Origin of the sequence: Rhodococcus sp. WAY2 (genome assembly GCF_009859915.1) — a bacterium.
GTDB classification, from domain to species: domain Bacteria; phylum Actinomycetota; class Actinomycetes; order Mycobacteriales; family Mycobacteriaceae; genus Rhodococcus_F; species Rhodococcus_F oxybenzonivorans.
Map to the genome: position 1 here is coordinate 5,113,313 of NZ_CP046572.1, position 25,766 is coordinate 5,139,078.

General features: G+C 66.9%; 21 protein-coding genes. 14 read left to right on the forward strand and 7 right to left on the reverse strand.

What is annotated here, in order from left to right:
* Positions 1–85: 85 nt before the first annotated feature.
* A complete protein-coding gene (locus GFS60_RS23050) occupies positions 86–865 on the forward strand; it encodes an FAD:protein FMN transferase (RefSeq protein ID WP_159924901.1) in 780 nt (259 codons plus the stop codon).
* 20 nt (positions 866–885) lie between these two features.
* On the opposite strand, the gene pgi is transcribed toward GFS60_RS23050, so the two are convergent.
* Positions 886–2,538 carry a glucose-6-phosphate isomerase gene (pgi, locus tag GFS60_RS23055; RefSeq protein WP_159924903.1) on the reverse strand — a complete coding sequence of 551 codons (1,653 nt, stop codon included), beginning with the start codon at positions 2,536–2,538 and terminating at the stop codon, positions 886–888.
* A 69-nt stretch (positions 2,539–2,607) separates the two neighbouring features.
* On the opposite strand from pgi, the gene GFS60_RS23060 reads away from it, so the two are divergent.
* Positions 2,608–4,062 (forward strand): NAD-dependent succinate-semialdehyde dehydrogenase, encoded by a 1,455-nt coding sequence (locus GFS60_RS23060; protein WP_201453428.1) that lies wholly within the window; start codon positions 2,608–2,610, stop codon positions 4,060–4,062.
* Between the two features lie 129 nt (positions 4,063–4,191).
* Here the strand turns inward: GFS60_RS23060 and GFS60_RS23065 are convergent, their stop codons facing one another.
* Positions 4,192–4,488 (reverse strand): chorismate mutase, encoded by a 297-nt coding sequence (locus GFS60_RS23065; RefSeq protein WP_109332711.1) that lies wholly within the window; start codon positions 4,486–4,488, stop codon positions 4,192–4,194.
* Positions 4,489–4,761: 273 nt separating this feature from the next.
* On the opposite strand from GFS60_RS23065, the gene pcrA reads away from it, so the two are divergent.
* The gene (pcrA, locus tag GFS60_RS23070; RefSeq protein ID WP_159924907.1) at positions 4,762–7,245 is read left to right on the forward strand and encodes a DNA helicase PcrA; all 2,484 of its coding nucleotides are present in this window, start codon (positions 4,762–4,764) and stop codon (positions 7,243–7,245) included.
* A gap of 80 nt (positions 7,246–7,325) precedes the next feature.
* Here pcrA and GFS60_RS23075 read toward each other — a convergent pair whose 3' ends face one another.
* Positions 7,326–8,444 (reverse strand): M23 family metallopeptidase, encoded by a 1,119-nt coding sequence (locus GFS60_RS23075; RefSeq protein WP_159924909.1) that lies wholly within the window; start codon positions 8,442–8,444, stop codon positions 7,326–7,328.
* A gap of 232 nt (positions 8,445–8,676) precedes the next feature.
* On the opposite strand from GFS60_RS23075, the gene GFS60_RS23080 reads away from it, so the two are divergent.
* The 3 genes from GFS60_RS23080 (at position 8,677) to sucD (ending at position 12,913) form a co-directional block, all read left to right on the forward strand.
* The gene (locus GFS60_RS23080; RefSeq protein WP_159924911.1) at positions 8,677–10,656 is read left to right on the forward strand and encodes a hypothetical protein; all 1,980 of its coding nucleotides are present in this window, start codon (positions 8,677–8,679) and stop codon (positions 10,654–10,656) included.
* Between the two features lie 168 nt (positions 10,657–10,824).
* On the forward strand, positions 10,825–11,994 hold the full coding sequence (sucC, locus tag GFS60_RS23085) for an ADP-forming succinate--CoA ligase subunit beta (protein WP_109332700.1): 1,170 nt from the start codon (positions 10,825–10,827) through the stop codon (positions 11,992–11,994).
* A 16-nt stretch (positions 11,995–12,010) separates the two neighbouring features.
* A complete protein-coding gene (gene sucD, locus GFS60_RS23090; RefSeq protein WP_015889388.1) occupies positions 12,011–12,913 on the forward strand; it encodes a succinate--CoA ligase subunit alpha in 903 nt (300 codons plus the stop codon).
* A 59-nt stretch (positions 12,914–12,972) separates the two neighbouring features.
* Here sucD and GFS60_RS23095 read toward each other — a convergent pair whose 3' ends face one another.
* The gene (locus GFS60_RS23095; RefSeq protein WP_159924913.1) at positions 12,973–13,599 is read right to left on the reverse strand and encodes an IMPACT family protein; all 627 of its coding nucleotides are present in this window, start codon (positions 13,597–13,599) and stop codon (positions 12,973–12,975) included.
* 126 nt (positions 13,600–13,725) lie between these two features.
* On the opposite strand from GFS60_RS23095, the gene GFS60_RS23100 reads away from it, so the two are divergent.
* The 4 genes from GFS60_RS23100 (at position 13,726) to purH (ending at position 18,720) form a co-directional block, all read left to right on the forward strand.
* A complete protein-coding gene (locus tag GFS60_RS23100; RefSeq protein WP_159924915.1) occupies positions 13,726–14,799 on the forward strand; it encodes a DUF5336 domain-containing protein in 1,074 nt (357 codons plus the stop codon).
* A 114-nt stretch (positions 14,800–14,913) separates the two neighbouring features.
* On the forward strand, positions 14,914–16,434 hold the full coding sequence (locus tag GFS60_RS23105) for a cell division protein PerM (protein WP_159927477.1): 1,521 nt from the start codon (positions 14,914–14,916) through the stop codon (positions 16,432–16,434).
* 53 nt (positions 16,435–16,487) lie between these two features.
* Entirely contained in the window at positions 16,488–17,171 is a 684-nt protein-coding gene (gene purN, locus GFS60_RS23110; RefSeq protein WP_159924917.1) for a phosphoribosylglycinamide formyltransferase, read from the forward strand.
* Positions 17,164–18,720 (forward strand): bifunctional phosphoribosylaminoimidazolecarboxamide formyltransferase/IMP cyclohydrolase, encoded by a 1,557-nt coding sequence (gene purH / locus GFS60_RS23115; protein WP_159924919.1) that lies wholly within the window; start codon positions 17,164–17,166, stop codon positions 18,718–18,720. The genes purN and purH overlap by 8 nt, the downstream gene beginning before the upstream one ends.
* Before the next feature lie 55 nt (positions 18,721–18,775).
* On the opposite strand, the gene GFS60_RS23120 is transcribed toward purH, so the two are convergent.
* The gene (locus tag GFS60_RS23120) at positions 18,776–19,009 is read right to left on the reverse strand and encodes a hypothetical protein (protein ID WP_159924921.1); all 234 of its coding nucleotides are present in this window, start codon (positions 19,007–19,009) and stop codon (positions 18,776–18,778) included.
* Positions 19,010–19,094: 85 nt separating this feature from the next.
* On the reverse strand, positions 19,095–19,361 hold the full coding sequence (locus tag GFS60_RS23125) for a hypothetical protein (protein WP_159924923.1): 267 nt from the start codon (positions 19,359–19,361) through the stop codon (positions 19,095–19,097).
* 133 nt (positions 19,362–19,494) lie between these two features.
* Between GFS60_RS23125 and GFS60_RS23130 the strand changes: the two genes are divergently transcribed.
* A complete protein-coding gene (locus GFS60_RS23130) occupies positions 19,495–20,742 on the forward strand; it encodes an N-acetylmuramoyl-L-alanine amidase (RefSeq protein WP_236603260.1) in 1,248 nt (415 codons plus the stop codon).
* Here GFS60_RS23130 and GFS60_RS23135 read toward each other — a convergent pair whose 3' ends face one another.
* Positions 20,743–21,711: an alpha/beta hydrolase family protein gene (locus tag GFS60_RS23135; RefSeq protein WP_159924925.1), complete on the reverse strand. Its 969-nt coding sequence runs from the start codon at positions 21,709–21,711 to the stop codon at positions 20,743–20,745.
* A 264-nt stretch (positions 21,712–21,975) separates the two neighbouring features.
* Here GFS60_RS23135 and GFS60_RS23140 point away from each other — a divergent pair, with 264 nt between their 5' ends.
* The 3 genes from GFS60_RS23140 (at position 21,976) to GFS60_RS23150 (ending at position 25,729) form a co-directional block, all read left to right on the forward strand.
* A complete protein-coding gene (locus GFS60_RS23140) occupies positions 21,976–22,293 on the forward strand; it encodes a hypothetical protein (RefSeq protein WP_159924927.1) in 318 nt (105 codons plus the stop codon).
* 77 nt (positions 22,294–22,370) lie between these two features.
* Positions 22,371–23,756 carry an ATP-binding protein gene (locus GFS60_RS23145; protein ID WP_159924929.1) on the forward strand — a complete coding sequence of 462 codons (1,386 nt, stop codon included), beginning with the start codon at positions 22,371–22,373 and terminating at the stop codon, positions 23,754–23,756.
* Positions 23,756–25,729, forward strand: a complete 1,974-nt coding sequence (locus GFS60_RS23150) for a vWA domain-containing protein (RefSeq protein ID WP_109332690.1) — start codon at positions 23,756–23,758, stop codon at positions 25,727–25,729. Before GFS60_RS23145 ends, GFS60_RS23150 begins: the two co-directional genes overlap by 1 nt.
* The last annotated feature ends 37 nt before the right edge of the window (positions 25,730–25,766 follow it).

The following is a 25,766-nucleotide window of genomic DNA, read 5'->3' on the forward strand; positions in this document are numbered from 1 at the left end:
GTGGCAACACGGGCGCACGACCTCCTGGACAACCGGCGCATACTGGATTTGCAGCACAGTGAAGGAACTGCACACGGAGCACGCCATGGTCAGTGTCGAGAAGTGGAAGGTCTGGGGTTCCGTCGTGGAAGTCGACGTCACCGAGGGTGCTGCACTGCCCGAGGCGACCGCGCTGATCGCAGGTGTCATCGAGGAAACCGAGGCGGTGTGCGACCTTCAGCGCGGGGATGCCGAGATTCACGCCGTGAACCTGTCGCAAGGCGCACCGGTGAAGGTGAGCCGGCGGATGTCGGCGCTGCTTCGTTCCGCGTTGTGGGCGGCGCGGATGACCGATGGTGTGGTCGACCCGCTCGCCTCCGAGATGGCGGATGACACCCTCATTCCGACCGTGCATCCGGCACCGAGTTTCCGTGACATCCAGATCGACGACGACGTGGTGTTCGCGCCGTGGGGCGCATCCTTGGACATCACCGACACCGCGAAGGCCGATACGGTCGATCGTGCGGCGGCGCTCGTCGCGCGCGAACTCGAGTGCGGCGCAGCGGTGCGTATCGGCGACGTGATCGCTACGGCGGGTCACTGCCCGGCCGGCGGTTGGCAGATTTCGGTGCCCGGAAACGGAGATGTCGAACTGGTGAACGGAACGGCGATGGCGACAGCATTCGCGCCGCCCGTCAGCGAACCGCCGTCGAAAACCGAATGGGAATCGGTGACGGTGATCGCCGACGACGCGCTGTGGGCCTACGCCGCCAGTGTCGCCGCTCTCGCACGGGGCATCGGCGCCATCCGCTGGATCGAACAGCAGGAGCTACGCGCCAGGCTGGCGGATCGCTCGGGCCGCGTCTACACCACCGAGAACTGGTAGGTCAGGCGGGAACTGGTCAGTCAGGCCCGACCGCGCTGCCGGCGGTACCAGCGCACCAGGCTGTCCGTCGACGTATCACTTTGCGCGGCAGGTGACTCCGCGGCGGTGAGCACCGGCTGCAATTCGACGGCCTGCGTCTTCCCGAGTTCGACGCCCCACTGATCGAACGAGTCGATGCCCCAGATGACGCCCTCGACGAATACCTGGTGCTCGTACAGTGCGATGAGCTGCCCGATGACGGACGGGGTGAGCTTGGGCGCGAGGATGGTGGTGGACGGCCGGTTTCCGGGCATCACCTTGTGTGGCACCAGGTGCTCCGGGGTTCCCTCCGCCGCGATCTCCTCCGCGGTCTTGCCGAACGCCAGGACCTTGGTCTGGGCGAAGAAGTTGCTCATCAGCAGGTCGTGCATGCTGCCCGTGCCGTCCGCGGTGGGCAGGTCGTCGGTGGGTTCGCCGAAGCCGATGAAGTCGGCGGGAACGAGCCGCGTCCCCTGGTGCAGAAGCTGGTAGAAGGCGTGCTGGCCGTTGGTGCCCGGCTCACCCCAGAAGATCTCCCCGGTGGAGGCGGGAACGGGGGACCCGTCGGCCCGCACCGACTTGCCGTTCGATTCCATCGTCAGCTGCTGCAGGTAAGCCGCAAAGCGCACGAGATCGTTGGAATACGGCAGCACCGCACGGGACTCGGCGCCGAAGAAGTTGGAGTACCAGAGCCCGAGGAGCCCCAGGAGAACCGGCGCGTTCTCCTCCAGTGGCGCCGTCCGGAAATGCTCGTCCACCGCGTGGAACCCGGCGAGGAACTCCGCGAAACGCTCCTTGCCGATCGCGGCCATTACCGACAGTCCGATCGCCGAATCGACCGAGTACCGTCCCCCGACCCAGTCCCAGAATCCGAACATGTTGGCAGTGTCGATACCGAAGTCGGCCACGCGGTCGGCATTGGTCGAGACCGCAACGAAATGTTTTGCCACAGCATCGGTCCCGAGACCCAGTCCGTCGAGAAGCCACCGCTTGGCGGCAGTGGCATTGGTGAGGGTTTCGAGTGTGGAGAATGTCTTGGACGCCACGATGAAGAGCGTCGTGGCCGGATCGAGACCGTGCAACGTGCGCACCAGATCCGACGGGTCGATGTTGGAGATGAACCGCACGCTGATCCCGGCGTCGGCATAGTGCCGCAGAGCCCGGTACACCATCACCGGCCCGAGATCGGACCCGCCGATGCCGATGTTGACGACGGTCGTAATCCGCTCGCCCGTGGCGCCTCGCCATTCCCCGGACCGCAACCGATCGGTGAAATCGCCCATACGATCGAGAACCTCGTGCACGTCCGCCACTACGTCCTGGCCGTCAACGGTGAGCGACGCGCCGGCAGGCAACCTGAGAGCGGTGTGGAGGACGGCGCGATCCTCCGACGTGTTGATGTGCTCGCCCGCGAACATCGCGTCCCGGCGCGCTTCCAGGTCTGCGTTGCGCGCCAGATCGAGCAGCGACTCGAGGGTCGCGCGATCGACGCGGTGCTTGCTGTAGTCGATATACAGATCGCCCGCAGACACGGTGAGTTCGTGGCCCCGAGCCGGATCCTGGTCGAAGAGCTCCCGCAGATGAACGGACTGGATTCGGGCGTGATGATCGCGCAATTTCTGCCAGGCAGCGGTTCCGGTGATGTCTGAGCTCACGAGGTTCGAGCTTAGTGCCCGCGCGTCGAAACTTCCGTGTGAAGTCTGGTGCGGCGCATGATGGACCCCATGGATTCCCGCGAACTCATTCGACAAGTTCCGACGACCCTCTTCCTCGGTGGTGAGCAGCGCGACGCCGAAAACGGTGCCACCTTCACCGTCTTCGACCCATCCACCGGTGAGGCCCTCACCGAGGTGGCGGACGCCAGTCCGGCCGACGCGATGAAAGCTCTGGACGCCGCAGTGGCGGTTCAGAGCGAGTGGGCGGCCACGCCGGCCCGCGCCCGCGGTGAATTGCTGCGTGCCGTGTTCGACAGGATCATCGAGCGTGCCGACGACTTCGCCCTGTTGATGACCCTGGAAATGGGCAAGGCCCTACCGGAGAGCAAGGCGGAGGTGAAGTACGGCGCCGAGTTCTTTCGCTGGTTCAGTGAAGAGGCGGTGCGGATCTCCGGCCGCTACACACCCGCGCCCGCCGGCAACGGACGGGTGCTCGTCACCAAGCAGCCGGTCGGTCCGTGTCTCGCGATCACCCCGTGGAACTTCCCTCTCGCGATGGGCACTCGAAAGATCGGTCCTGCGCTGGCCGCGGGCTGCACCATGATCGTCAAGCCTGCCTCCGAGACGCCGCTGACCATGCTGTTGCTGGCCGAGGTCATGGCCGACGCGGGACTGCCGAAGGGTGTCCTGTCCGTACTGCCGACGTCGAAGTCCGGGGAAGTGACGGGACCGTTGCTGGACGATCGGCGCCTGCGCAAGCTCACGTTCACCGGTTCCACCGGGGTCGGGCGCATGCTGATCGAGAAGTCGGCCAAGGGTCTGCTGCGCACGTCGATGGAACTGGGTGGCAACGCGCCCTTCGTGGTCTTCGACGACGCGGACGTCGATGCAGCGGTAGAGGGCGCCGTTCTCGCGAAGATGCGCAACGGGGGCGAAGCGTGCACGGCCGCCAACCGTTTCCACGTCGCGAACAGTGTCCGCGAGGAATTCACCGCCAAGCTCGTCGACAAGATGTCGTCGTACACACTCGGACCGGGGCAGGACCCCGACACCACACTCGGCCCGCTGATCAACGCGGATCAGCTCGAGACCGTCAGCGAACTCGTGCAGGACGCCGTCGGTGCGGGAGCCCGCGTCCGGCTGGGCGGTGCGGCGCCGGAAGGGTCGGGCTACTTCTATCCGGCCACCGTCCTCGACGACGTCCCACCCCAGGCCCGAATTCTGAAAGAGGAAGTGTTCGGCCCGGTTGCCGCGATCAGCGGTTTCGACACCGAAGACGAGGGCATCGCCGCGGCGAACGATACTGAATACGGTCTCGCTGCCTACATCTTCACCAGGGACCTCGACCGTGCGCTTCGCGTCGCCGATCTCCTCGAAACGGGCATGGTGGGCGTCAACCGGGGCGTCATGTCGGACACCGCTGCCCCCTTCGGCGGCGTCAAAGCATCAGGCTTCGGGCGCGAAGGGGGCAGTGAAGGTATCGAGGAGTACCTGGAGACCAAGTACGTGGCACTCGAGTCGTAGAGACCGAGGGGCACCGGGTGAGGCGGCCGCTGTCGTGAACCGACCGCGGCCGCGCCCAGCGACTCGGTCGGGGCGTCTCGGTGACCGAAGAGGTTCGGTGAGCGAGTCGGGCTCAGAGACCGAAGGGGCTCAGTGACCGAGGCGGCCGCGTCCGAGGCGCAGCAGGAGCATGGCGAGAGTGTGGCCTTCCTGGCCGAGTTCGTTGAACCGCTCGAGCACCTTCATCTCGCGGCTGTGGACCAGGCGCGGGCCGCCGGATGCCATGCGGGTGGCACCGATGATCTGCGAGACCTCGGACCTGCGCTTGATCGCGGCGAGAATCTCGGCGTCGAGCTTGTCGATCTCCTGACGGAGAACCTCGATCTCGGCCTCGCTGGTGGGAACAGCGGTGTCCTTGGCGGCTGATGCGACGGTCTGAGTGCTCATTGGTTCGTCTCCCTCTTGTCAGAACGTGGATCGTTGTTTCGGCTCGAGTCGTTACCGATCCAGGCTCGTTTGACGAAAAAAGCCCCGGATCCGGTGCGGACCTCGGGGCTCGTGAGCTGTTCAGTTCACGGGCACCGGAGGCCGGTACCCATAAAAAAATCGCCACAGGGGGCGCGATGGCTGACTGAACACGTGTACCAGTTTGCCACGGGGGTACCACGCAGGCCAAGCGGCTGTGACGCTGTCGGTAGACGCCGGTAGGTTTAGTGGACGATGAACACTATTTCGCGTACTGCTTCGCACACCGGTGCCGTGGCCACGCCGCGCGCGTCCACGCCCGCGCGCGCCGGCTCGGACACCCTTCTCGAGGGCCTCAATCCGCAGCAACGCGAGGCTGTCGTGCACGCCGGTTCTCCGCTTCTCATCGTCGCGGGCGCCGGGTCGGGGAAGACGGCAGTGCTCACCCGCCGTATCGCGTACCTGCTCGCGGAACGTGGTGTGATGCCGGGCCAGGTTCTGGCCATCACCTTCACCAACAAGGCGGCGGCGGAGATGCGCGAGCGGGTCGCGCACCTGGTCGGTCCGCGTGCCAACAACATGTGGGTGTCCACGTTCCACTCGAGTTGCGTTCGCATCCTGCGCGCCCAGGCCGCGCTGCTCCCGGGACTCAACTCCAACTTCTCCATCTACGACGCGGACGACTCGCGGCGCTTGTTGACGATGATCTCCAAAGATCTGAACCTCGACACCAAGCGATACACCGCGCGGCTTCTCGCCACCCACATCTCGAATCTGAAGAACGAGCTGGTCGACCCGGAGCAGGCCGCTGCCGACGCCGACAAGGATCCGGCGGAGCTGCCGCGTCTCGTCGCGAAGGTGTACGGCCATTACCAGCAGCGGCTGCGCTCGGCCAACGCCCTCGACTTCGACGACCTGATCGGCGAGACCGTCGCGATGCTCCAGGCGTTCCCACAGGTCGCTGAGTACTATCGGCGCCGGTTCCGGCATGTGCTGGTCGACGAGTACCAGGACACCAACCACGCGCAGTACATGCTGGTCCGCGAACTGGTGGGGAGCACAACGGCGGACCCGAATGCCGAGCACAGCATCGCTCCTGCCGAACTGTGTGTGGTGGGCGATGCGGATCAGTCGATCTACGCGTTCCGTGGGGCCACCATCCGCAATATCGAAGAGTTCGAGCGTGACTATCCCGACGCCCGCACCATCCTGCTCGAGCAGAACTACCGGTCCACGCAGAACATTCTCTCCGCGGCGAACTCCGTGATCTCCAAGAACACGGGCCGTCGTGAGAAGCGGCTGTGGACCGACTCGGGCGAGGGCGAGCTCATCACCGGCTATGTCGCCGACAACGAGCACGACGAGGCGTCCTTCGTCGCCTCGGAAATCGACAAGCTGGTCGATTCCGGAGAAGCCAAGTTCGCTGATGTCGCGGTGTTCTACCGCACCAACAACTCCTCGCGTGCGCTCGAAGAGATTTTCATCCGCCTCGGTGTTCCGTACAAGGTGGTCGGCGGCGTGCGGTTCTACGAGCGCAAGGAGGTTCGCGACATCGTCGCGTATCTGCGGGTGCTCGCCAACGAGGACGACACTGTCAGTCTGCGTCGCATCCTCAATACCCCGCGCCGTGGCATCGGGGACCGGGCCGAGGCGTGCGTGGCGGTGCATTCCGAGCAACGAGGAATCAGTTTCGCGGAGGCGCTGCGCGACGGCGGCGAGGGCCGGGTGCCGTTGCTGAACACCCGCTCACAGAAGGCCATCGCGTCCTTCCTCGAGTTGATGGACGGGTTGCGGATGATGCTGCCGCCCGAGTTCAGCTCGGACGAAGTGGTCCCCGATCAACTGGGCGACATCGGCGACGTCGTCGAGGCAGTGCTCGAGCGGACGGGGTATCGCGCCGAGCTTGCCGCCAGCAGCGACCCACAGGACGGTGCCCGGCTCGACAACCTCAACGAATTGGTGAGTGTTGCACGGGAGTTCAGCTCCGACGCCCGCAATGCTGCCGGGCTGATCGACACCCCCGAGGACGGTGACGTCGACGCGCGCGACGGTGAACCCGACCCCGGCTCCCTGGCCGCCTTCCTCGAGCGAGTGTCGCTGGTGGCCGATTCGGACCAGCTGCCCGACTCCGACGAGGGCGTCGTCACCATGATGACTCTGCACACGGCGAAGGGGCTCGAATTTCCCATCGTGTTCGTCACCGGATGGGAAGACGGTCAGTTCCCGCACATGCGGGCGCTCGGCGACCCCACCGAACTGTCGGAGGAACGCAGGCTGGCCTACGTCGGCATCACCCGTGCCCGGAAGCGGCTGTATCTCACCCGCGCAGTCATCCGGTCGGCGTGGGGACAACCCATCCAGAATCCGGAGTCACGGTTCCTGCAGGAGATCCCGACCGATCTGGTGCATTGGCGTCGTGAGGACCCGGGAACCGGCATCGGTTCCGGCGGCGCGATCGGTGGCGGCCGCGCCCGAAGCTCCGGCTATGGCGGCCAGGGTTACGGTGGCCACAGTTACGGCGGCAGTGCGTCCGGTACGCCGAGTTTCGGTGCGGCCCGCTCACGCAACAACAACCTGGTCCTCGCCGTCGGCGACCGTGTCACCCACGACAAATACGGTCTCGGCACGGTGCTGGAGACCAAGGGTGCCGGACCGACTGCCACCGTCACGATCGACTTCGGCAGCGCCGGCAAGGTCCGGCTCATGCTGATCGGTGGAGTCCCCATGACCAAGCTGTAGGGCTGGACACAGACGACTGCGGCGCATGCACTATGCATGCGCCGCAGTCGTCTGTGGTTGCGTTCCGGAGTGTTTTTCGCTCAGTCCATCTCGGGGCCGAGGCTGATGCCGCGCGAGGCCAGCCACGGCAGGGGATCGACCTTGTTCTCGCCGCCGAGGTGAACCTCGAAGTGCAGGTGCGGGCCGGTGGAGAATCCGCGGTTGCCGACGGTGGCGATCTGGTCTCCCGCCATAACCTTCTGGCCCACGGTGACGTTCGAGGTGTTGATGTGCCCGTAGACGGTGACGGTGCCATCGGCGTGCTTCAGGCGGACCCACATGCCGAACCCGGAAGCCGGCCCGGAGTCGATGACCTCGCCGTCGGCCACGGCCACGATGGGGGTGCCGATGGGGGCCGCGATGTCGACGCCCGCGTGGAGCGTGCCCCAGCGCGATCCGAAGTTCGAGGTGAAGGTGCCGATCGTGGGGAGAACGAACAAAGGCCGACGGGCCGCAGCCTCGCGGGCGGCGCGCTCTTCGCTGAAGCGCTGTCCCTTGGCGAGGAGGTTGCTGAACTGGGAGAGGTCGGTGGGATTCGCGACGTTCAGGACCTGGGGGGCGTTCGACTCGGATGCGACGGTGTCGGCGACGGTGGAGAACTGGGCCGCCTGCGGCTCGGCGGTGGTGCCGATGACGCTCGACTCGTCACTGGCGAGGGCGACCTCGGAGTGATCGGTGGAGTTGGACGAAGAGCCGCTGACGGCGGCCTGGCCTGCTGCGACGACGGCGCCCGCTGCGACTGCGAGAACGGCTGCGCGGCCCTTGAGGGCTGAGGGGGGAGTGGGAAGTCGGTGCGCTCCGCGGCGGGAGTGGGAGGGCGTGCCCTCGGGGGACTCGATACCGCTGCGGGGAATGAAGCCGGGGATGTCGAACTCGGAGTCGTAACTGCTCACAGCCTCGACGCGATGATGGCCCGAACGCGGAGCGTCGTGTTGGCCGGAACGCGGAGCGTTGTGCCTGCTGGAGCGGGGAGAATGCGAATCACGGGAGAACATTGTGGAAATCTCAGAACTATCGGTCTCGGTGTAACGCTCGACCGATCGTGGGGGATACGTGGGCGTGACCTCGTCGTTGTGACCAACCGAGAACGAAGGCTCACGTTCCTCGTCAGCGTGGTGATTCACAAAACGGCTGGCCGTGAACTGGCTGCGGTGGTGCATACGCCCGTCCAACCTCCTGCTCGTGACCTGCCTGTGACTTAGACCTTGGCGACGGTAACGAAACGGTTGCGATGCGCGCAACCTGTAACGCGAATGAACAGCTACTTGTGACGGGCATCACAACGTGAGCTGGGGGAATGTGGGCGCGGGTAATCGGTCTCGATTCGATCTCCAGCGGAGAAGCGCGTGTCACACCGGCCGCGGGCCGGGTGCGAGGCGTTAGCGTCGGTCCGTGGCGTCATCAACTCGTTCCGGAGAAGGCCCCCGGGCGCAGCCCGAACGTATTCCCAGAGCTGAGCCCGAACGTATTCCTTCTTCGGGAGGCGGCGCTCGATCCGCCGCGGTCGAGGAGCCGGATCCCGACAGGGCGCGTCGAGGGTGCACGACCGCTGCCGTCCTGGCTTTCGTCGGAGGACTGGGTGTCGCTGCCGCACCCGTCCTGCAAGCGGCACGGCCGGCGGTAGGCGCCGCGGAGTTGCCGGGAGTCGGCGCCGCGGCCGTATGGGCGGCAGTATTCGCCCTTGCAGCGCCGATCGTGGCGATCGCCACCCTCGTCGCGCGCAGGACGGCATTCGCCGGCGGCGTCCTCGCGGGCGCGGGTGCGGTCTCGATCGGCGCTGCCGTCCTGGACGTTCAGCTGTGGACGGACGCAATCGATGCCAACCGACTGGAGCTGTTCCGTCCGCAGACGGCGGCGGAACTCACCGCGGGCACCGGCGCCTACACCCTCGTGGCCGGTCACATCCTGATCGTGCTCGCCGGCCTTCTCGGGATGGTGGCGGTCCACCGCTGCTCCCTCCTCGATGGCTACGGCGATGCGCGCAGTTCCGAACAGGTGGGACGCGCGACCGGAGCGCGAGTCGGCTTCCTCTTGTCCGCGGTGACGGTGGCAGCGGCCGTGGTGCTGGTCGGAGCACTGTTCGCGCCCGCCCTCGTGTCCTCGGATCCCGTCATCCTCGTGCCGACCGTGGTCGAATCCGATCTCGCGACCTCGATCGGGGCCGCGGCGATGGCCGTCGCCGTCCTGATCGCCGTCGCCTCCGCGTTGGCGTCGATCTCCCCGCCCGTGTCGGCGGGAGTCCTGATCGGGTCCGGGCTCGCTGCTCTGGGTGTAGTCGGGACGCGCCTCGTGGCAGGACTGGCCGCGGGTGAACGCATCGGGGTCGGGCCGGGCTCGGTGTGGGGAACCGTCGGGGCCGGCGCGTTGGTGTTCGCGGGGCTGTGTGTCCCCGCGGTCGACCGTGCCCGCGATGGTCGCATCCTGCGGGCGCTGGCCGGCGCCGCACCGGAACGGACAGGAACACAAGCAGCGGGGAAGGCGGGGGCCGTGACGCCGTCCGGGAAAGGCGTTGCCAAGGCCGCCGCTCGAGCGGAAGCCGAGGCAGCGCGCGCACGGCTCGCCCGATGGCACCTCGCCGCCGGAACCGCCGGAGCCCTCACCGCGGTCCTCGCCGCGACCGGGGCATTGCTTCCGGTGCTGGACACGCCCGCCTCGTTGGCGCGCCCCGACGTTCTGGCCACCCGGGTCGTCCTCGTCGCCGCCATCGTTCTCGTCGTCGGAGCGATCTGGTTGTTCTTCTCCGAGTTCGCTTCGGCGGTGCGACCCGCGGTCGGAATTCTGTGGGTGACCATTCCCTTTTCCGTCGCGGCGGTGACCCAGTCCGTGGTGCTCGCCACCGATGTACCGGGTATCAGCGCGGGCGCCGGCTCGGTTCTGCTGTGGTGTGCCGCGGTCGCCGCCGCCGTGACCGGAGTGCTCACCTGGTTCGCCGGTTCCGCGGAACGGGAGGAGATCGATACCTCCGAGGAGCGCTCGACCGACCTCGCGGTCCTCGTGGTCGGGGGACTCGGCGCCCTGTTCGCGTTCGTCGGACTGGCACTTCCGCTCTTCTCCGGCACCGATGCTGTGGGCGAGTACTCCGCTGCCGCCACCTTCGCGGAACTTCCCTGGGGGCTCGACGTGTGGGGGCGGGCGTTGCTGGGTGCGACGGTCGTCCTCGCGGTGATTGTGGCCGCGCGTGCGAGGCCTGCCCGGGCATGCGCACTCCTCCTGGGGGCAGGCGTCGCGATGGGGGTGTATTTGCTGTCCTGGCCACTCACCCGAGCGCGGCTGGAAGCCCCGGAAATGGGGGCCGGTGTTATCCCGTCCGCGGTGGGCATAGTGTTGGTTGCGGCTGCCGCGGCCCTCACAGCACGCACCGGAAAACGGTGAGCACCTCGCCGGAAAATCGGTGAGGCGCACCTCAGGGGGGCGTATCGCGTGATGTGGACCACATACCATGCACGCGGGCGCAGACCTGGCCCGGCAACTGGTTAAAGTCCAAAACAGACCCGCTCCTACCCCTCGAGCGGGTGTCAACGCAGACGAGACGGTGAGCAGATGGATCTCTTCGAATACCAGGCGAAGGAACTCTTCGCCAAGCACGAGGTGCCGACTTCGGCTGGACGTGTTACCGACACGGTCGCCGGCGCGCGCGAGATTGCCGAAGAAATCGGCAAGCCCGTGATGATCAAGGCACAGGTCAAGGTCGGCGGCCGCGGCAAGGCGGGTGGCGTCAAGTACTCCGCCGACGTCGACGCCGCCCAGGCGAACGCCGAGGCCATTCTCGGCCTCGACATCAAGGGCCATGTCGTCAAGAAGCTCCTGGTCGCAGAGGCGAGTGACATCGCCGAGGAGTACTACATCTCATTCCTGCTCGACCGCACCAACCGCACCTACCTGGCCATGTGTTCGGTGGAAGGTGGAGTCGAGATCGAGGTCACCGCCGAGGAGAACCCCGACGCCCTCGCCAAGATCCCCGTCGACGCCGTGAAGGGTGTCGACCTCGCGTTCGCGCGCAGCATCGCCGAGGCAGGAAAGCTGCCCGCCGAGGTGCTCGACGCAGCGGCCGTCACGATCCAGAAGCTGTGGGACGTCTTCATCAAGGAAGACGCTCTCCTCGTCGAGGTCAACCCGCTGGTCCGTACCCCGGACGACCAGATCCTCGCGCTCGACGGCAAGGTCACGCTGGACGAGAACGCTGCCTTCCGTCAGCCCGGCCACGAGGCGTTCGAGGACAAGGACGCCACCGACCCGCTCGAGCTCAAGGCCAAGGAAAACGACCTCAACTACGTCAAGCTCGACGGACAGGTCGGAATCATCGGAAACGGCGCCGGCCTGGTCATGTCGACCCTGGACGTCGTCGCCTACGCCGGTGAGAAGCACGGCGGCGTGAAGCCCGCCAACTTCCTCGACATCGGCGGCGGTGCGTCCGCCGAGGTCATGGCCAACGGGCTCGACGTCATCCTGAACGACGAGCAGGTCAAGAGTGTGTTCGTGAACGTGTTCGGTGGCATCACCGCGTGTGACGCGGTCGCCAACGGCATCGTCGGCGCCCTGAAGACGCTCGGTGACGAGGCCAACAAGCCGCTGGTCGTCCGCTTGGACGGCAACAATGTCGAAGAGGGTCGCCGTATCCTCGCCGAGGCCGCTCACCCGCTGGTCACGGTCGTCGGAACCATGGACGAGGCCGCCGACAAGGCTGCCGAGCTGGCCTTCGCCGCAAAGTAAAGGGACTTAAAACAACATGGCTATCTTCCTGACCAAGGACTCCAAGGTCATCGTCCAGGGCATCACCGGCGGCGAGGGCACCAAGCACACCGCGCTGATGCTCAAGGCCGGTACTCAGGTCGTCGGCGGTGTCAACGCCCGCAAGGCCGGCACCACCGTCACCCATGACGGCGGCGTCGAGCTCCCCGTCTTCGGCACCGTCGCCGAGGCCATCGAGAAGACCGGTGCGGACGTCTCGATCGCGTTCGTTCCGCCGGCCTTCGCCAAGGACGCCATCGTCGAGGCCATCGACGCGGAGATCCCGCTCCTCGTGGTCATCACCGAGGGCATCCCCGTGCAGGATTCGGCGTACGCCTGGGCGTACAACGTCTCCAAGGGCAACAAGACCCGCATCATCGGCCCGAACTGCCCCGGCATCATCACCCCGGGCGAGTCGCTGGTCGGCATCACCCCCGCCAACATCGCGGGCAGCGGCCCCATCGGTCTCGTTTCCAAGTCGGGCACGCTGACCTACCAGATGATGTTCGAGCTGCGTGACTTCGGTTTCTCCACCGCCATCGGCATCGGCGGCGACCCGGTCATCGGAACCACCCACATCGACGCTATCGAGGCGTTCGAGAAGGACCCCGAGACCAAGGTCATCGTCATGATCGGTGAGATCGGTGGCGACGCCGAAGAGCGTGCCGCCGACTACATCAAGGCGAACGTGACCAAGCCGGTCGTCGGCTACGTCGCCGGCTTCACCGCTCCCGAGGGCAAGACCATGGGCCACGCCGGCGCCATCGTCTCCGGCTCCTCGGGAACCGCGCAGGCCAAGAAGGACGCCCTCGAGGCGGCCGGCGTCAAGGTCGGCAAGACGCCGTCCGAGACCGCTGCGCTCGCTCGCGAGATCCTGCAGAGCCTGACCGTCCAGGCCTAGGCGCTCCGCGCCCGTGCGCCTTTTTGGTAGCTCCAACTACCAAAAAGGCGCACGGGCGGCTAGGCGTCTATCCAGATCTCCCCGGCCGGATGAAGTGTTCCCGCGCCTGCCGTGACTTCCGCGATGAGATTCGCCAAGTCCTCCGAATCGCGGGCCGCGAGCGTGAGTACCGCCTCTTCGCCGTACGTCGTCTCCACGACCACCACTCCGCGCATCCGCAGTTCCGACTCCACCCGACCCGCGTCGGCATGACGAGTTGCCAGCGTGTGAAGTTGTCGACGCTCCCGTGCCACGAGGCGTGAGGCGTCGATCGCCGCGGCCACCGCGCCCGAATACGCGCGGACCAGTCCGCCCGCCCCCAGTTTGATTCCGCCGAAATATCGCGTGACCACCACTGCGACGTCGACGAGGTCCCGTGTCCGCAGGACCTGCAGCATGGGTATCCCCGCCGTTCCGCCGGGTTCTCCGTCGTCACTCGAACGCTCGAGCCGTTCACTGGGTCCGTTCCCGACTATGTAGGCGGAACAATGATGCCGCGCATCGGGATACGCGCGGCGCTGCGACTGCACGAAATCCTGTGCCGATTCTGCATCCTCTACTCGCCGCAGGGCCGCGATGAAGCGGGAATGCTTGATCTCCGTTTCGACGGTGAGATCGGTAGCGCGGGGAGCGAGCGTGTACGGCATCGACCCATTGTCTCCCGCGCCGTTCCCGGCGGTGTGGGCCGCTACCGAGGGCAGTGACCCACGGGTATACGTAGGCTAGCGTCGGAAGAGCGCACGCAGACGACCACTTGTCGACGAGGAGAAGTCATGACGTTCCCGCCCGGCGGACCGAGCTACGGTCCGCCCGCGCAACAGAATGCAGCGCAGGAGAATGCAGGGGGAAATTCCAAAGGCCTGGGCTTCTTCCTCCTGATCGGTGTCGCCGTTCTCGGGTTGCTGAACCTGCTGTTCGGGTTCGCCCCGTACGTCACCGTCGTCAGCGAACCGCTCAATTCCTTCGAGGCGGGGTCACACGGTCTCGGGCTGCTGTTCCTCGGCGGTCTGCTGGCTGCGGTATCCCTTCTCCCCAAACAGAACTATGCGGGTGCCGCGGCGGCGGCGTCCATCTCCGGCTGGGTTCTCGCCCTGCTCATCTTCCTCAACTTCGACGCCGATTCGGGTTGGGGCGCCATCTTGATCCTTGTGCTGGGATTCATCCAGTCGGCACTGGCGGTCGCTGCGCTGCTGTTCGACATCGGCATCGTGAAGCAGCCGGTCCGCAGTCCTTCGGCCGCTGGTGCTTTCGGCCAGTCCGGGCAGGGCGGCTACGGCCAGGGCGGGCAACAGTCCTACGGGCAGCCGTCGCAGGGCTACGGTCAGCAGCCTTCACAGGGGTACAGCGGTCCGCAGGGCTTCGGTCCGCAGGGCGGTCAGCCGCAGCCGGGATACGGGCAGTCGGGTCAGTCTCCGTACGGCCAGCAGGGCTTCGGCCCGCAGGGCCAGCCCGGTCAGCAGCCCGGCCAGACGCAGTCTTCGCCAGGCCAGTCCGGTTACGGTCAGGGATACGGGCAGCAGCAGGGCTATGGGGCAGGGTCGGCGCCGTACGACGCTCCGACGACCGCATATCAGCAGCCGCAGTACCAGGGGTATTCGCAGCCGGGCGCAACCCCCGCCTCGCAGTACCCGACGGGACCGGCGGGCACCAGTTACGGTTCGGCCCAGCACGCCGCCCCGGCCTACGGCGCGCAGTCCGGATCGTCGCCGGTGGAGCGCACCCTGGAGTACGGCGAGCAGTCGCGTTCCGAGTCGCAGCATGCCGACACGGGTGAGTCGTCCGAGTCCGAGGGCCAGGGTGCACAGACCCAGGCCTTCGACACCCGTTCCGACCGGGACGACAAGTAACGGGACAGAACCAAGCAGATGGCCTTCGACCGCCCATGGTCGGAGGCCACTTCTGTGCGGCGCGCCTGACTGCGGTCGTGGCGCCGAGGTGCCACTCTCGAGGGGATGAGTTCTTTGGTTGATCGTGTTCAGCGCAGGGCCGCACGAGGTGATGAGCGGCGATCCGCTGAAACTGGGCGGGGTCCGCAGGCCCGGGTGCCGGACCCCGACGAGGCGTGGGCGTTGCTGGCGGTGGCGTTCCGGCCGGCGGCGGTGACGATCGTTCTGCTGTCGGCGTTGGTCGTGGTCACGCTCGTCGCCGCGAACAGCGACCTGACCGGGACGTTCGGCGCGATCGCTGCGTCGTGGCTGGCGATTCACCAGGTTCCGGTCACCATCGACGGCACCGAGCTCGGTGTCCTTCCGTTGATTCCGACCCTGGGCATGGTGTGGGCTGTCGCCCGCGGGTGCGCCGGGGCCGTCGACGTGGCGTCGTCGCGCCGCCGGGTTCTCCGAGTCGTGGGAGCCGCGGTGGGCGGCCCCTTGGTCATCACCGCGATCAGCCTGGCCGTGATCGCGGACGCATCGGCGGTCATCGCGTTGTGGCCACCGAATACTCTCGCCGCGTTCGGTTGGGTGTTGTTCGTGCACCTGCTGGCCGCCGGGCTCGGGGTTGCGGTCACGATGTGGCCGACGTGGTCAGCGGATCTTCCGGCATGGGCGCGGAACGCGGTGCGGCCGGGACTGCGCGCATTCACGGCGATTATCGGTGCAGGTGCCGCTCTGGTCACCGTGTCGTTGCTGGTGGAGTGGTCGACGGTCGGTGGGCTGCTCGAGCGGGGCGACGGTGTGGTGGGCCTCCTCGGGCTGACCGTGCTCTCGGTGCTGTACCTGCCCAACGTCGTGATCGGTGCGGCGGCCGCCGCGACGGGCGGCACGGCGGACATCGGGGACGTGTCGGTGAGTGTGTTCGGGAATGTGGGCGGCTCACTGCCTCCGTTGCCGGTACTCGGCGCCGTTCCGGACGGCGCCGCGGGCGGTGCCTGGCCCGCTCTGCTGATGATTCCCCTGCTGATCGGTGTCATGCTCGGCCGCGACTCCGGGCGGCGCGTGGCCGGGCAGGAAGCCCTGTTCACGGTGTTGGCCGCGGCCGCGGGTGTGGGTGTGGTGGCCGCCATTCTCGGTCTAGTCGCCGGCGGTGAGCTGGGGGCCTTCGGCACCGTCCGGATCACGTGGTGGGTGTTCGGCGGACTGACATTCGCCTGGCTGGGATTCGTCGGAGCGATCACCGCGGTCGTCATCGCGTGGTTCCGCGGGCGGGGCGCTGACGACGACGCGGACGAGGCCTCGACCGACGAGGAGGAACCCCATCTCCCGGGCGAGGAAGAGGTGCCCGCCATCGCCGCTCCCGTTCCCGATGCATCTCCCATTCCGGCGGGTAAAGCTCCGGGCAGGGTCATCGACGCGGAGCTCGTCGAGGATCCGGAGACACCGGTAGGCGCCGCGGCACCCGAGGACGACGAGGCCCAGGCCGAGGTCGTGGTGGACGCCGAGGTGGAGGAAGACCCGGCGACTACGGGATCGGATGCGTCCGGCGAAGCGGATGACGGAGCTGAAGGCGACCTGCCCCGAGGGTCCGCAACCCCCAGCGACTAGGCTCTTGCTCGGTCGACGATGCGACCGCCCGTTCGATTTCACCAGCCTTTCGATTGTTCAGGAGTAGAGCGCTGACTTCCTCGCGTGACCACCTGAGGCCGACGGCGGCGACCGGGACGTCATCGACGGCACCGGCCCGGGTCGTCGTACTCGCATCCGGTGCCGGCACCCTGCTGAGGTCGCTGATCGACTCCTCCCGAACCGGCGGATACCCCGCTGACGTCGTGGCGGTCGGTGTCGACCGGAACTGTGACGCGATCCGCCACGCAGAGGCCGCCGGAATTCCTTACTTTCGCGTGAGCCTGCGCGACCACCCGGACCGTGCGTCGTGGGACAAGGCACTCACCGACGCTGTCGCGGCACACGAGCCGTCGCTGGTGGTGTCGGCCGGCTTCATGAAAATCCTCGGCCCGGCCTTCCTCGACCGGTTCGGTGGCCGCATCATCAACACCCACCCCGCGCTGCTGCCCGCCTTCCCCGGTGCACACGCCGTGCCCGATGCGCTGGCGTACGGCGTCAAGGTGTCGGGGTCGACGGTGCACCTGGTGGACGCCGGTGTCGACACCGGCCCGATCCTCGCGCAGGAACCCGTGCCCGTGCTCGACGGCGACGACGAGTCGACCCTGCACGAGCGAATCAAGACTGTGGAGCGACGGTTGTTGGCGGATGTCATCGCCGCTGTCGCCACCCGTGGAGTTGTATCCGATGGACGAAAGGCCGTGATCCCCAGTGAGTGAACGCAAGGCTGTGCGCCGAGCGCTCGTCAGCGTCTACGACAAGACCGGTCTGGTCGAGCTGGCTACCGGCCTGCACAAGGCGGGTGTCGAATTGGTGTCGACCGGGTCGACGGCCGCGAAGATTGCCGACGCCGGTATTCCGGTGACGCCGGTCGAGGCGCTCACGGGGTTCCCCGAGTGCCTCGAAGGACGGGTCAAGACCCTGCACCCGCGGGTGCACGCCGGGGTTCTCGCCGACACCCGTAAGCCGGAGCATCTCGCCCAGCTCGACGAACTCGGCATCGAGGCGTTCCAGTTGGTGGTGGTGAACCTCTACCCGTTCACCCAGACGGTCGCCTCGGGTGCAACTCCCGACGAGTGCGTCGAGCAGATCGACATCGGCGGTCCGTCGATGGTCCGCGCTGCCGCGAAGAACCACCCGTCGGTTGCGGTCGTCGTCGATCCCGCCCGTTACGAGGACGTGCTCGCGGCGGTTGACGGCGGCGGTTTCACGCTCGGTGAGCGGACCGCTCTCGCCGCTCAGGCATTCCAGCACACCGCGTCGTACGACGTCGCCGTGGCGAGCTGGATGACGTCCACGCTGGTCGACAGTGGTGACTCGCAGTTCCCCGAGTGGGCCGGTGCCACGTGGGACCGTTCGGCGGTGCTCCGCTACGGCGAGAACCCGCACCAGGCCGCCGCGCTGTACGTGAACCCCGCCGCTTCCGCAGGCCTCGCTCAGGCGGAGCAACTGCACGGCAAGGAAATGTCGTATAACAACTACACCGACGGAGACGCCGCCTGGCGTGCCGCTTACGACTTCAGCGATCCCGCGGTCGCGATCATCAAGCACGCGAATCCGTGTGGCATCGCGGTCGGCGGCGACATCGCCGAGGCGCACCGTAAGGCGCACGCGTGTGATCCGGTGAGCGCATACGGCGGCGTGATTGCCGCCAACCGTGAGGTCACCGTGGAGATGGCGGAGCAGGTTGCCGAAATCTTCACCGAGGTGATCATCGCGCCGTCGTACGCAGACGGCGCGCTCGGTGTGCTGCAGCGGAAGAAGAATGTTCGCGTGCTTCTCGCGAAGGCGCCGAATCCCACCGGGATCGAGCTGCGTCCGGTGTCCGGGGGAGCGCTGCTCCAGGAACGGGACGTTCTCGACGCCGAAGGCGACAACCCCGCCAACTGGACTCTCGCGGTCGGGGACGCTGCCGACGAGCAGACCTTGAAGGATCTCGAGTTCGCTTGGCGGGCTTGCCGTTCCGTCAAGTCCAATGCCATTCTGCTGGCCAGCGACGGTGCGTCGGTCGGCGTCGGAATGGGTCAGGTCAACCGTGTCGACTCCGCCCATCTGGCCGTGCAGCGTGCAGGCGACCGGGTCGTCGGGTCGGTGGGTGCGTCCGACGCGTTCTTCCCGTTCCCGGACGGCTTGCAGGTTCTCGCCAACGCGGGTGTCAAGGCTGTGGTGCAGCCGGGCGGTTCGGTCCGCGACAACGAGGTGATCGACGCCGCCAAGGAAGCCGGTATCACCATGTATCTCACGGGCGCGCGGCACTTCGCGCACTAGCGTTCGGCACTTCGCGAACGGGCCTCGGCTTCCTGCCGTGGCCCGTTCGTGGTTGTCAGGCCGCTGCGGCTGCGTGTCCCCGGCCGGTGCCTTCGAGTGTGCGCGGCGAACCGGTGATGACCACGCGTGCGGCGCCTCGGCTGCGGATCTCGCTGATCAGCTCGCCGAGGGTCGCTTCGTGCGCGGCGTCGCAGTGCGACAGGTCGAGCGTGACCGCGTATCCGGTGAGGTCGTCGGGCAGGCCTGGATACGGGGGCTCGGTGGACAGTTGGTTGATCCGAAGTTTCATGGTGTGCTCCTGCAGGTGAAGGGTAAAAGAAAAGGCACCCGAGGGGTTTGCCCTGGGTGCCCGAGAAGAACTGGATGGATTCTCGTCATTCTCGGGGTGCGCCGTACTTGGAGATGTGCTTGTCGGCGGTGCAGTGACGCCATGCGGGTACGGATGCGAAGAGCGCGTGAAGCTGCATCATGTCCGTACCTTTCTGCGTGACGTTGCTGGTTGGTAGATGACCGTACAGCACCGATCGAGGGTTGTGCACTTCCATTATCGGGTCCGCCGCGCCCACTGCCGAGCTGAGCAGCGATCTTTCGTGCAGAGTTGCCGTGCTGTTCACCTTCTCGCGATTCGCCGCTTCGGTCACAGGTTGCTCTCGATTCGGTTTCGAGGATCACATTCGTTCGTTGCAGCTGCTTCACTCGGGGCTGATGTGACTCGTGTGGCACCTGTGGAAGGAGAGTGGCGCCCGCACTGCGACGTGCGCGCCCATCCCCGGTATGAACAGAACTGCAATCAAGGCCGGCCTCGGTGCCTGCGTCCTCGGCGCCTCCGTACTCATTCCCGCCCATGTCTCGGCGCAGCCGGATCCGGCGCCGACAGCGACCGGCACCGAGCTCGCCGACCTCACGGTTTTCCTCGACCCAGGTCATCAAGGTTCGGCCGAGGGGAACGACCTCACCCGGCAGGTCGACGACGGCAGAGGCGGAACCAAGGACTGCCAGACGAGTGGGATGACCTCACTGGGCGGGGTACCGGAGCACACGATCAACTGGAATGTGGCGCAGCTGGTAAAGAGCAGTCTCGAAACCTTGGGCGCGTCGGTGGTGCAGAGCAGGCAGAACGACACCGGCTGGGGTGGATGCGTCGACGAACGAGCGCGCGCGGCGAGCGAGTCGAACGCCGATGTGGCCGTGAGTATTCATGCCGACTCGACGGCGTCGGGTGAGGACGCCGGGAAACACGGCTTCCACATGATCGTCCCGACCCTGCCGATACCGGACGAGGCGGCGAACGCGGCCCAATCCGGGGGCGGCCTCGAAGCGTCGAAAATGATGCGCGACGCCTATGTTGCCGACGGGTTCGTCCCTGCCAATTACGCGGGGGTGGTCGACGGCATCCAGACCCGCGCCGATGTGGCGGGACCGGCGCTCACGAAGGTTCCACTGGTGTTCGTCGAGATGGGTAACGGTTCCCATCCGGAGGACGCAGCCCAACTCGAAAGTGCCGACGGTCAGTTGAAGCACGCGATCGCGATCACCACGGGCATCGTCACGTATTTACTGACCGGTTCGTCGGTTGGGTCCGAAATCGACGCCGTACAGTCGGCCGCCGCGACCACCAAAGCGGACGCGACCACCACCACTGCGCCCCCGTCGTCAGGGTCGCCGACCACCACCACGACACCGAAGGCGCCATCGGCCGCGGCAGCGCAAGACACGACCACGACGGCTGCCACAACCTCGGCATCTGCCACAACCTCGGCATCTGCCACGACCACGACCACGGCACCGACCACGACCACCAGTGCACTCGAGGTGGCGACACCGACGACCACGACGCCGTCCGCACCGGCGCCGGCCGGGGAATCGACGGAACTGTCGCGGCTGCTCGAGACGCTGCGACCGCTTCTCGAGGTCGATGGAGTGGACGGTCTCGAGGATCTGGTGAACAACGAGAACCTGGGGCTCGTCTCCGACCTGGCCCGGACACTGATGGCGATGCTGAACGACGTCCGGCCGAACTGACTACAGGGTGGCCACCCAGGCGCTGAACGGCTCGGCGAACTCCGACGAATAGGGGAGGGGCTCGACGTAATCGGGGCCTGTGGACGGGCGGTTTCCGACGTCCTTGAGGACATGGCTGGCGTTCACCATGCGCACCGACGTGAGAGCAGTGTGCGCCAGTGCGGCATCGAGTCCATCGACATCCGCCACCTGCACCTGGATGTCCTTCGCCGAGCAGCTCGTCAGAACAGGGAAGCCGGCAGGGAGGCGGCCGGCGAGCGTGCGAGGGTCGAGCGCATCCTCCTCGGCGAGGGCTTTCGCGTTGGCGTGGACCAGACCCGCGTTCTGCAGTGGCTCGGGCAGGTTGTCGGGGATCGTTCCGTCGGTGCGCAGCGACTCCACGGTGTCGGCCAGAGCAAGCCGGAGCTCGTCCGCCAGTTCCACCGGCAACTGCCCGGCGCCCACAACGGTGTCCAATTGGGCGGAGATCTGGGTCGTCAGCAGGTCGAGGAGGCGGACACTGAGCGGTTCCAGAAGTCCCACGGCTCGGACCCGGTTCTCGCCGATGGCGGTGGCGAGCGCCAAGGCGACGAGTCCGCCGTCGCTGTGACCGATAACGATGAGCCTTGACGGGTCCACACCGGGTTGCGCCGCGAGGAAGTCCAGCCCCGCCGATGCGGCGTCGACGAACGTCGTGAATCCGAGGTCGCCGATCTCGTCCACCTCATAGGGGCCGAGAGCGGTTCTCCCGCTGCCGATTTTGTCGTAGCGCAGGCTCACGATGCCGTGCTGCTCGAGTAGATCGGCGAGGAAGCGGAGGGTTCCGATGTCGCCGGGGAGGAGGCCGCTGTCACCGTTTCGATCGGTGGGTCCGCTACCGGCGAGCAGTAGCGCCCCGGGTGCGGCCGCCCGGGTCGTGTGCTCGGGGGTGCGCAGGCTGCCGTAGTAGGTGACGGCACCGCTCTCGAACGTGATCTCGGCGTCAGGCATGGGGACTGTCTACCAGTTCCGGACGAACGGTCGCGAGGCGGAAGCGCACCGAGTTCCGTGAGGCGGAGCCGACCCCAGTTCCGTGAGGCGGAGCCGACCCCAGTTCCGTGAGGCGGAGCCGACCCCAGTTCCGTGAGGCGGAGCCGACCCCAGTTCTCAGAGAAGCGACACAGTCCTCACAAGAACGGCGAATAGCGTTCAGGCCAGCACATCCCGCCGGCGCTGCGCCGGATCGAGATCCGACTCCAGGAAAGGTGCCACGCCATGAACGTCGTACAGCTGAACACGGGTGGGTATGTCGCCGCCCTGTTGTCGCTCGATTTCGTCGATGGTGCCTTCCGCGGCGATGCCGTCGAGCGCATTCATCGCGGGGAGGTCGACGAATGGGCCTTCGCGCTGGCCCGTACCGGGTTGTTCGGGAACCGTGCCGTGGCCGAAGCGGTCCAGTCGTGGCGGGACGATCCGCGGTCGCTGCTCGATGCCCTTCTCACCGACGCGGACGAGGTGCTACGCAAGCGTTACGACGTCGCCTGGCAGGCGCTGGACAGGGTGGCGACGGTCGGTTCGGCCGCGTACGCGTGACGCGGGATGTGACGAAATCTCGCCGCTTCGCCACGTCAAGGCGTGCCGATTGTCTCGAACACTCGTAGCTTGGAGTGGTGACGTCATCGCAACAGAGACCTTCCACACTCGGCGAGCTCCGCGAGTCGGGCCATGTTCAACGCACCGTCAAGGAAGAAATCCGCGAGAATCTGCTCGCGGCCCTGCGTGACGGACGTGATCCGTGGCCCGGCATCGTCGGGTTCGAGGAGACGGTGTCACCGCAACTCGAGCGTGCCCTGATCGCCGGGCACGACGTGGTGCTCCTCGGTGAACGTGGACAGGGCAAGACACGACTGCTCCGCACACTCAACCTGCTCCTCGACGAATGGACTCCGGTGATTGCCGGTTCCGAACTCGGGGAGCATCCCTATGAGCCCATCACCCCGGCCTCTATCCGTCGGGCACGCGAACTGGGTGACGCCTTGCCCGTTCTGTGGCGGCATCGTAGCGAACGGTATTCGGAGAAACTCGCCACGCCCGACACCTCGGTGGCGGACCTCGTCGGCGACGTCGACCCCGTCAAGGTGGCGGAAGGCCGCAGCCTCGGCGACCCCGAGACCATTCATTTCGGATTGGTGCCCCGTGCTCACCGCGGCATCGTCGCCATCAACGAACTCCCCGACCTCGCCGAGCGCATCCAGGTGTCGCTGCTCAACGTGATGGAGGAGCGGGACATCCAGGTTCGCGGGTACACCCTGCGGCTTCCGCTGGATGTTCTGTTGGTGGCGAGTGCGAACCCGGAGGACTACACCAACCGTGGTCGCATCATCACTCCGCTCAAGGACCGGTTCGGCGCCGAAATCCGCACCCACTATCCGAACCATCTCGACGACGAGGTCGAGGTGATCCTTCAGGAAGCGCATCTCCTCGCCGAGGTGCCCGAGTATCTGCTCGAAATCCTGGCGCGCTTCACCCGCCTGCTGCGCGAGTCGACGTCGGTCGACCAGCGATCGGGTGTGTCCGCGCGATTCGCGGTGGCCGGGGCGGAGACGGTGAGTGCCGCGGCGGTCCATCGGGGAGCTGTTCTCGGCGAGGCGGACCCGGTCGCGCGGCCGGTGGACCTCGAGACCGTCGTCGACGTGCTCAGGGGCAAGGTCGAATTCGAGTCCGGTGAGGAAGGGCGGGAGATCGAGGTTCTCGAGCACCTGCTGCGCCGGGCAACGGCCGACACCGTGCGGGCGAGGCTCGGCGGCATCGATCTGGCCCCGTTGGTTGCCGCCGTCGAACAGGGTGAGCCCGTCGTCACCGGTGAGCGAATCACCGCCAAGGTGCTTCTGAACGAGCTGCCCGAACTCGACGTCCTGGACGAACTGGCCGAGCGGCTCGGCGCCGAATCGGATGGGGAACGCGCCGCGGCCGCCGAGTTCGCGCTCGAGGGGCTGTACCTGGCGCGCCGGATCTCCAAGAACCCCGACGTCAACGGCCAGACGGTGTATTCGTAATGACCCGCAAGGCGGAGCGCGGGTCGCACAACGCGCGGTACGGGCCGTACGAAGGCGGTGATCCGCTTGCGCCGCCCATCGACCTGAGGGAAGCCCTGGCCGCGATCGGCGACGACGTGCTGTCGGGCAGTTCGCCGCGTCAGGCGTTGCGGGAGATGCTTCGGCGTGGCAATCGCGATATGCGGGGACTCGACGACCTGGCAGCCGAGGCCAATCGGCGTAGACGGGAACTACTGAAACGAAACAATCTGAGCGGCACCCTCGAAGAGGTGCGGGAGCTCCTCGACCACGCCGTTCTCGAGGAACGCAAGGCGCTGGCCCGCGCACTCGATGACGACGCCCGGTTCGCGGAAATGCGGTTGGCGGAACTACCGCCGTCGACGGCGCAGGCCGTGCAGGAGTTGGCCGACTACGACTGGCGTAGCTCCGAGGCGCGCGCAGACTACGAGAAGATCCGGGATCTGCTCGGCCGGGAGGTGCTCGATCAGCGATTTGCGGGCATGAAACAGGCCCTCGAAGGTGCGACGGAGGAAGACCGCGAACGCATTCGCGACATGCTCACCGATCTCAACGACCTACTCGACAAGCATGCCCGCGGTGAGGACACGCAGGAACAGTTCGACGATTTCATGAACAAGCACGGCGAGTACTTCCCCGAGAACCCGCGCAACGTCGAGGAGTTGCTCGATTCGCTGGCGCAGCGCGCAGCGGCCGCGCAGCGTCTCCGGAACTCGCTGTCGCAGGAACAACGCGACGAACTGGACGCGCTGGCCCAGCAGGCATTCGGCGACCCGTCCCTGATCGGACAATTGGATCGGCTCGATCAGCACTTGCAGGCCGCCCGGCCGGGCGAGGACTGGCAGGGCTCGCAACGGTTCCGCGGCGACCAGGGCATGGGACTCGGCGAGGGGACCGGTGCCCTGCAGGACATCGCGGAACTCGAATCGCTCGCCGAACAGCTGTCGCAGCAGTACGCCGGGGCGGCACTGGACGACATCGACGCGGAGGCACTGGCCCGGCAACTCGGTGACGAGGCGGCCGCGGACGCGCGGACCCTGGCAGACCTCGAGAAGGCGTTGCGGGATCAGGGTTTCTTCGACCGCGGTGCCGATGGTCAATGGAGGCTGTCCCCGAAGGCGATGCGGCAACTCGGGCAGACGGCGCTACGGGATGTGGCACAGCAGCTGTCCTCACGTGGGGGACAGCGGGAAACCCGGCGTGCGGGCGCGATGGGTGAGCCGACGGGAGCGTCCCGGGAATGGGCGTTCGGGGACACCGAGCCGTGGAACGTGACCCGCACGATGACCAACGCCGTGCTGAGGGCGGCGGCCGAGGTGTCGGATCGACCCCGCGTCCCGGTCCGGTTGTCCGTCTCCGACGTGGAGGTGATGGAAACCGAGCAGCGGTCGCAGGCGGCGGTCGCGCTGCTCGTGGACACCTCCTTCTCGATGGTGATGGAAGGCCGCTGGGTGCCCATGAAGCGCACCGCGCTGGCACTGAACCATCTGATCAGCACGCGTTTCCGCAGCGACGAGCTGCAGCTGATCTCGTTCGGCCGTCACGCGCAGGTGCTGACGCCGTCGGAACTGGCGGGCTTGGACGGCGCCTGGGATCAGGGCACGAACCTCCACCATGCGCTGTTGCTCGCGGCGCGACATCTGCGTCGGCACCCGAATGCGCAGCCGGTTGTCCTGATCGTCACCGACGGCGAGCCGACGGCACACCTCGAGCCGGACGGGTTCGCGTACTTCGACTACCCGCCGAGCGCGCGCACGCTGGGCCTCACGGTGCGCGAACTCGACACCCTCGCTCGGCTCGGCGCCCGTGTGACCTTCTTCCGGCTCGGCGACGACCCCGGCCTGGCAAGAGTGGTGGATCGGATGGCCGAACGCGTCGGGGGACGGGTGGTCGCACCCGGCTTGGACGGTCTCGGCGCGGCTGTCGTGAGCGACTTCATGCGGCGCAGGCGCTGAGCGCGGCTCCGCCGCCCGTGAGTACTTGTTAACCGCG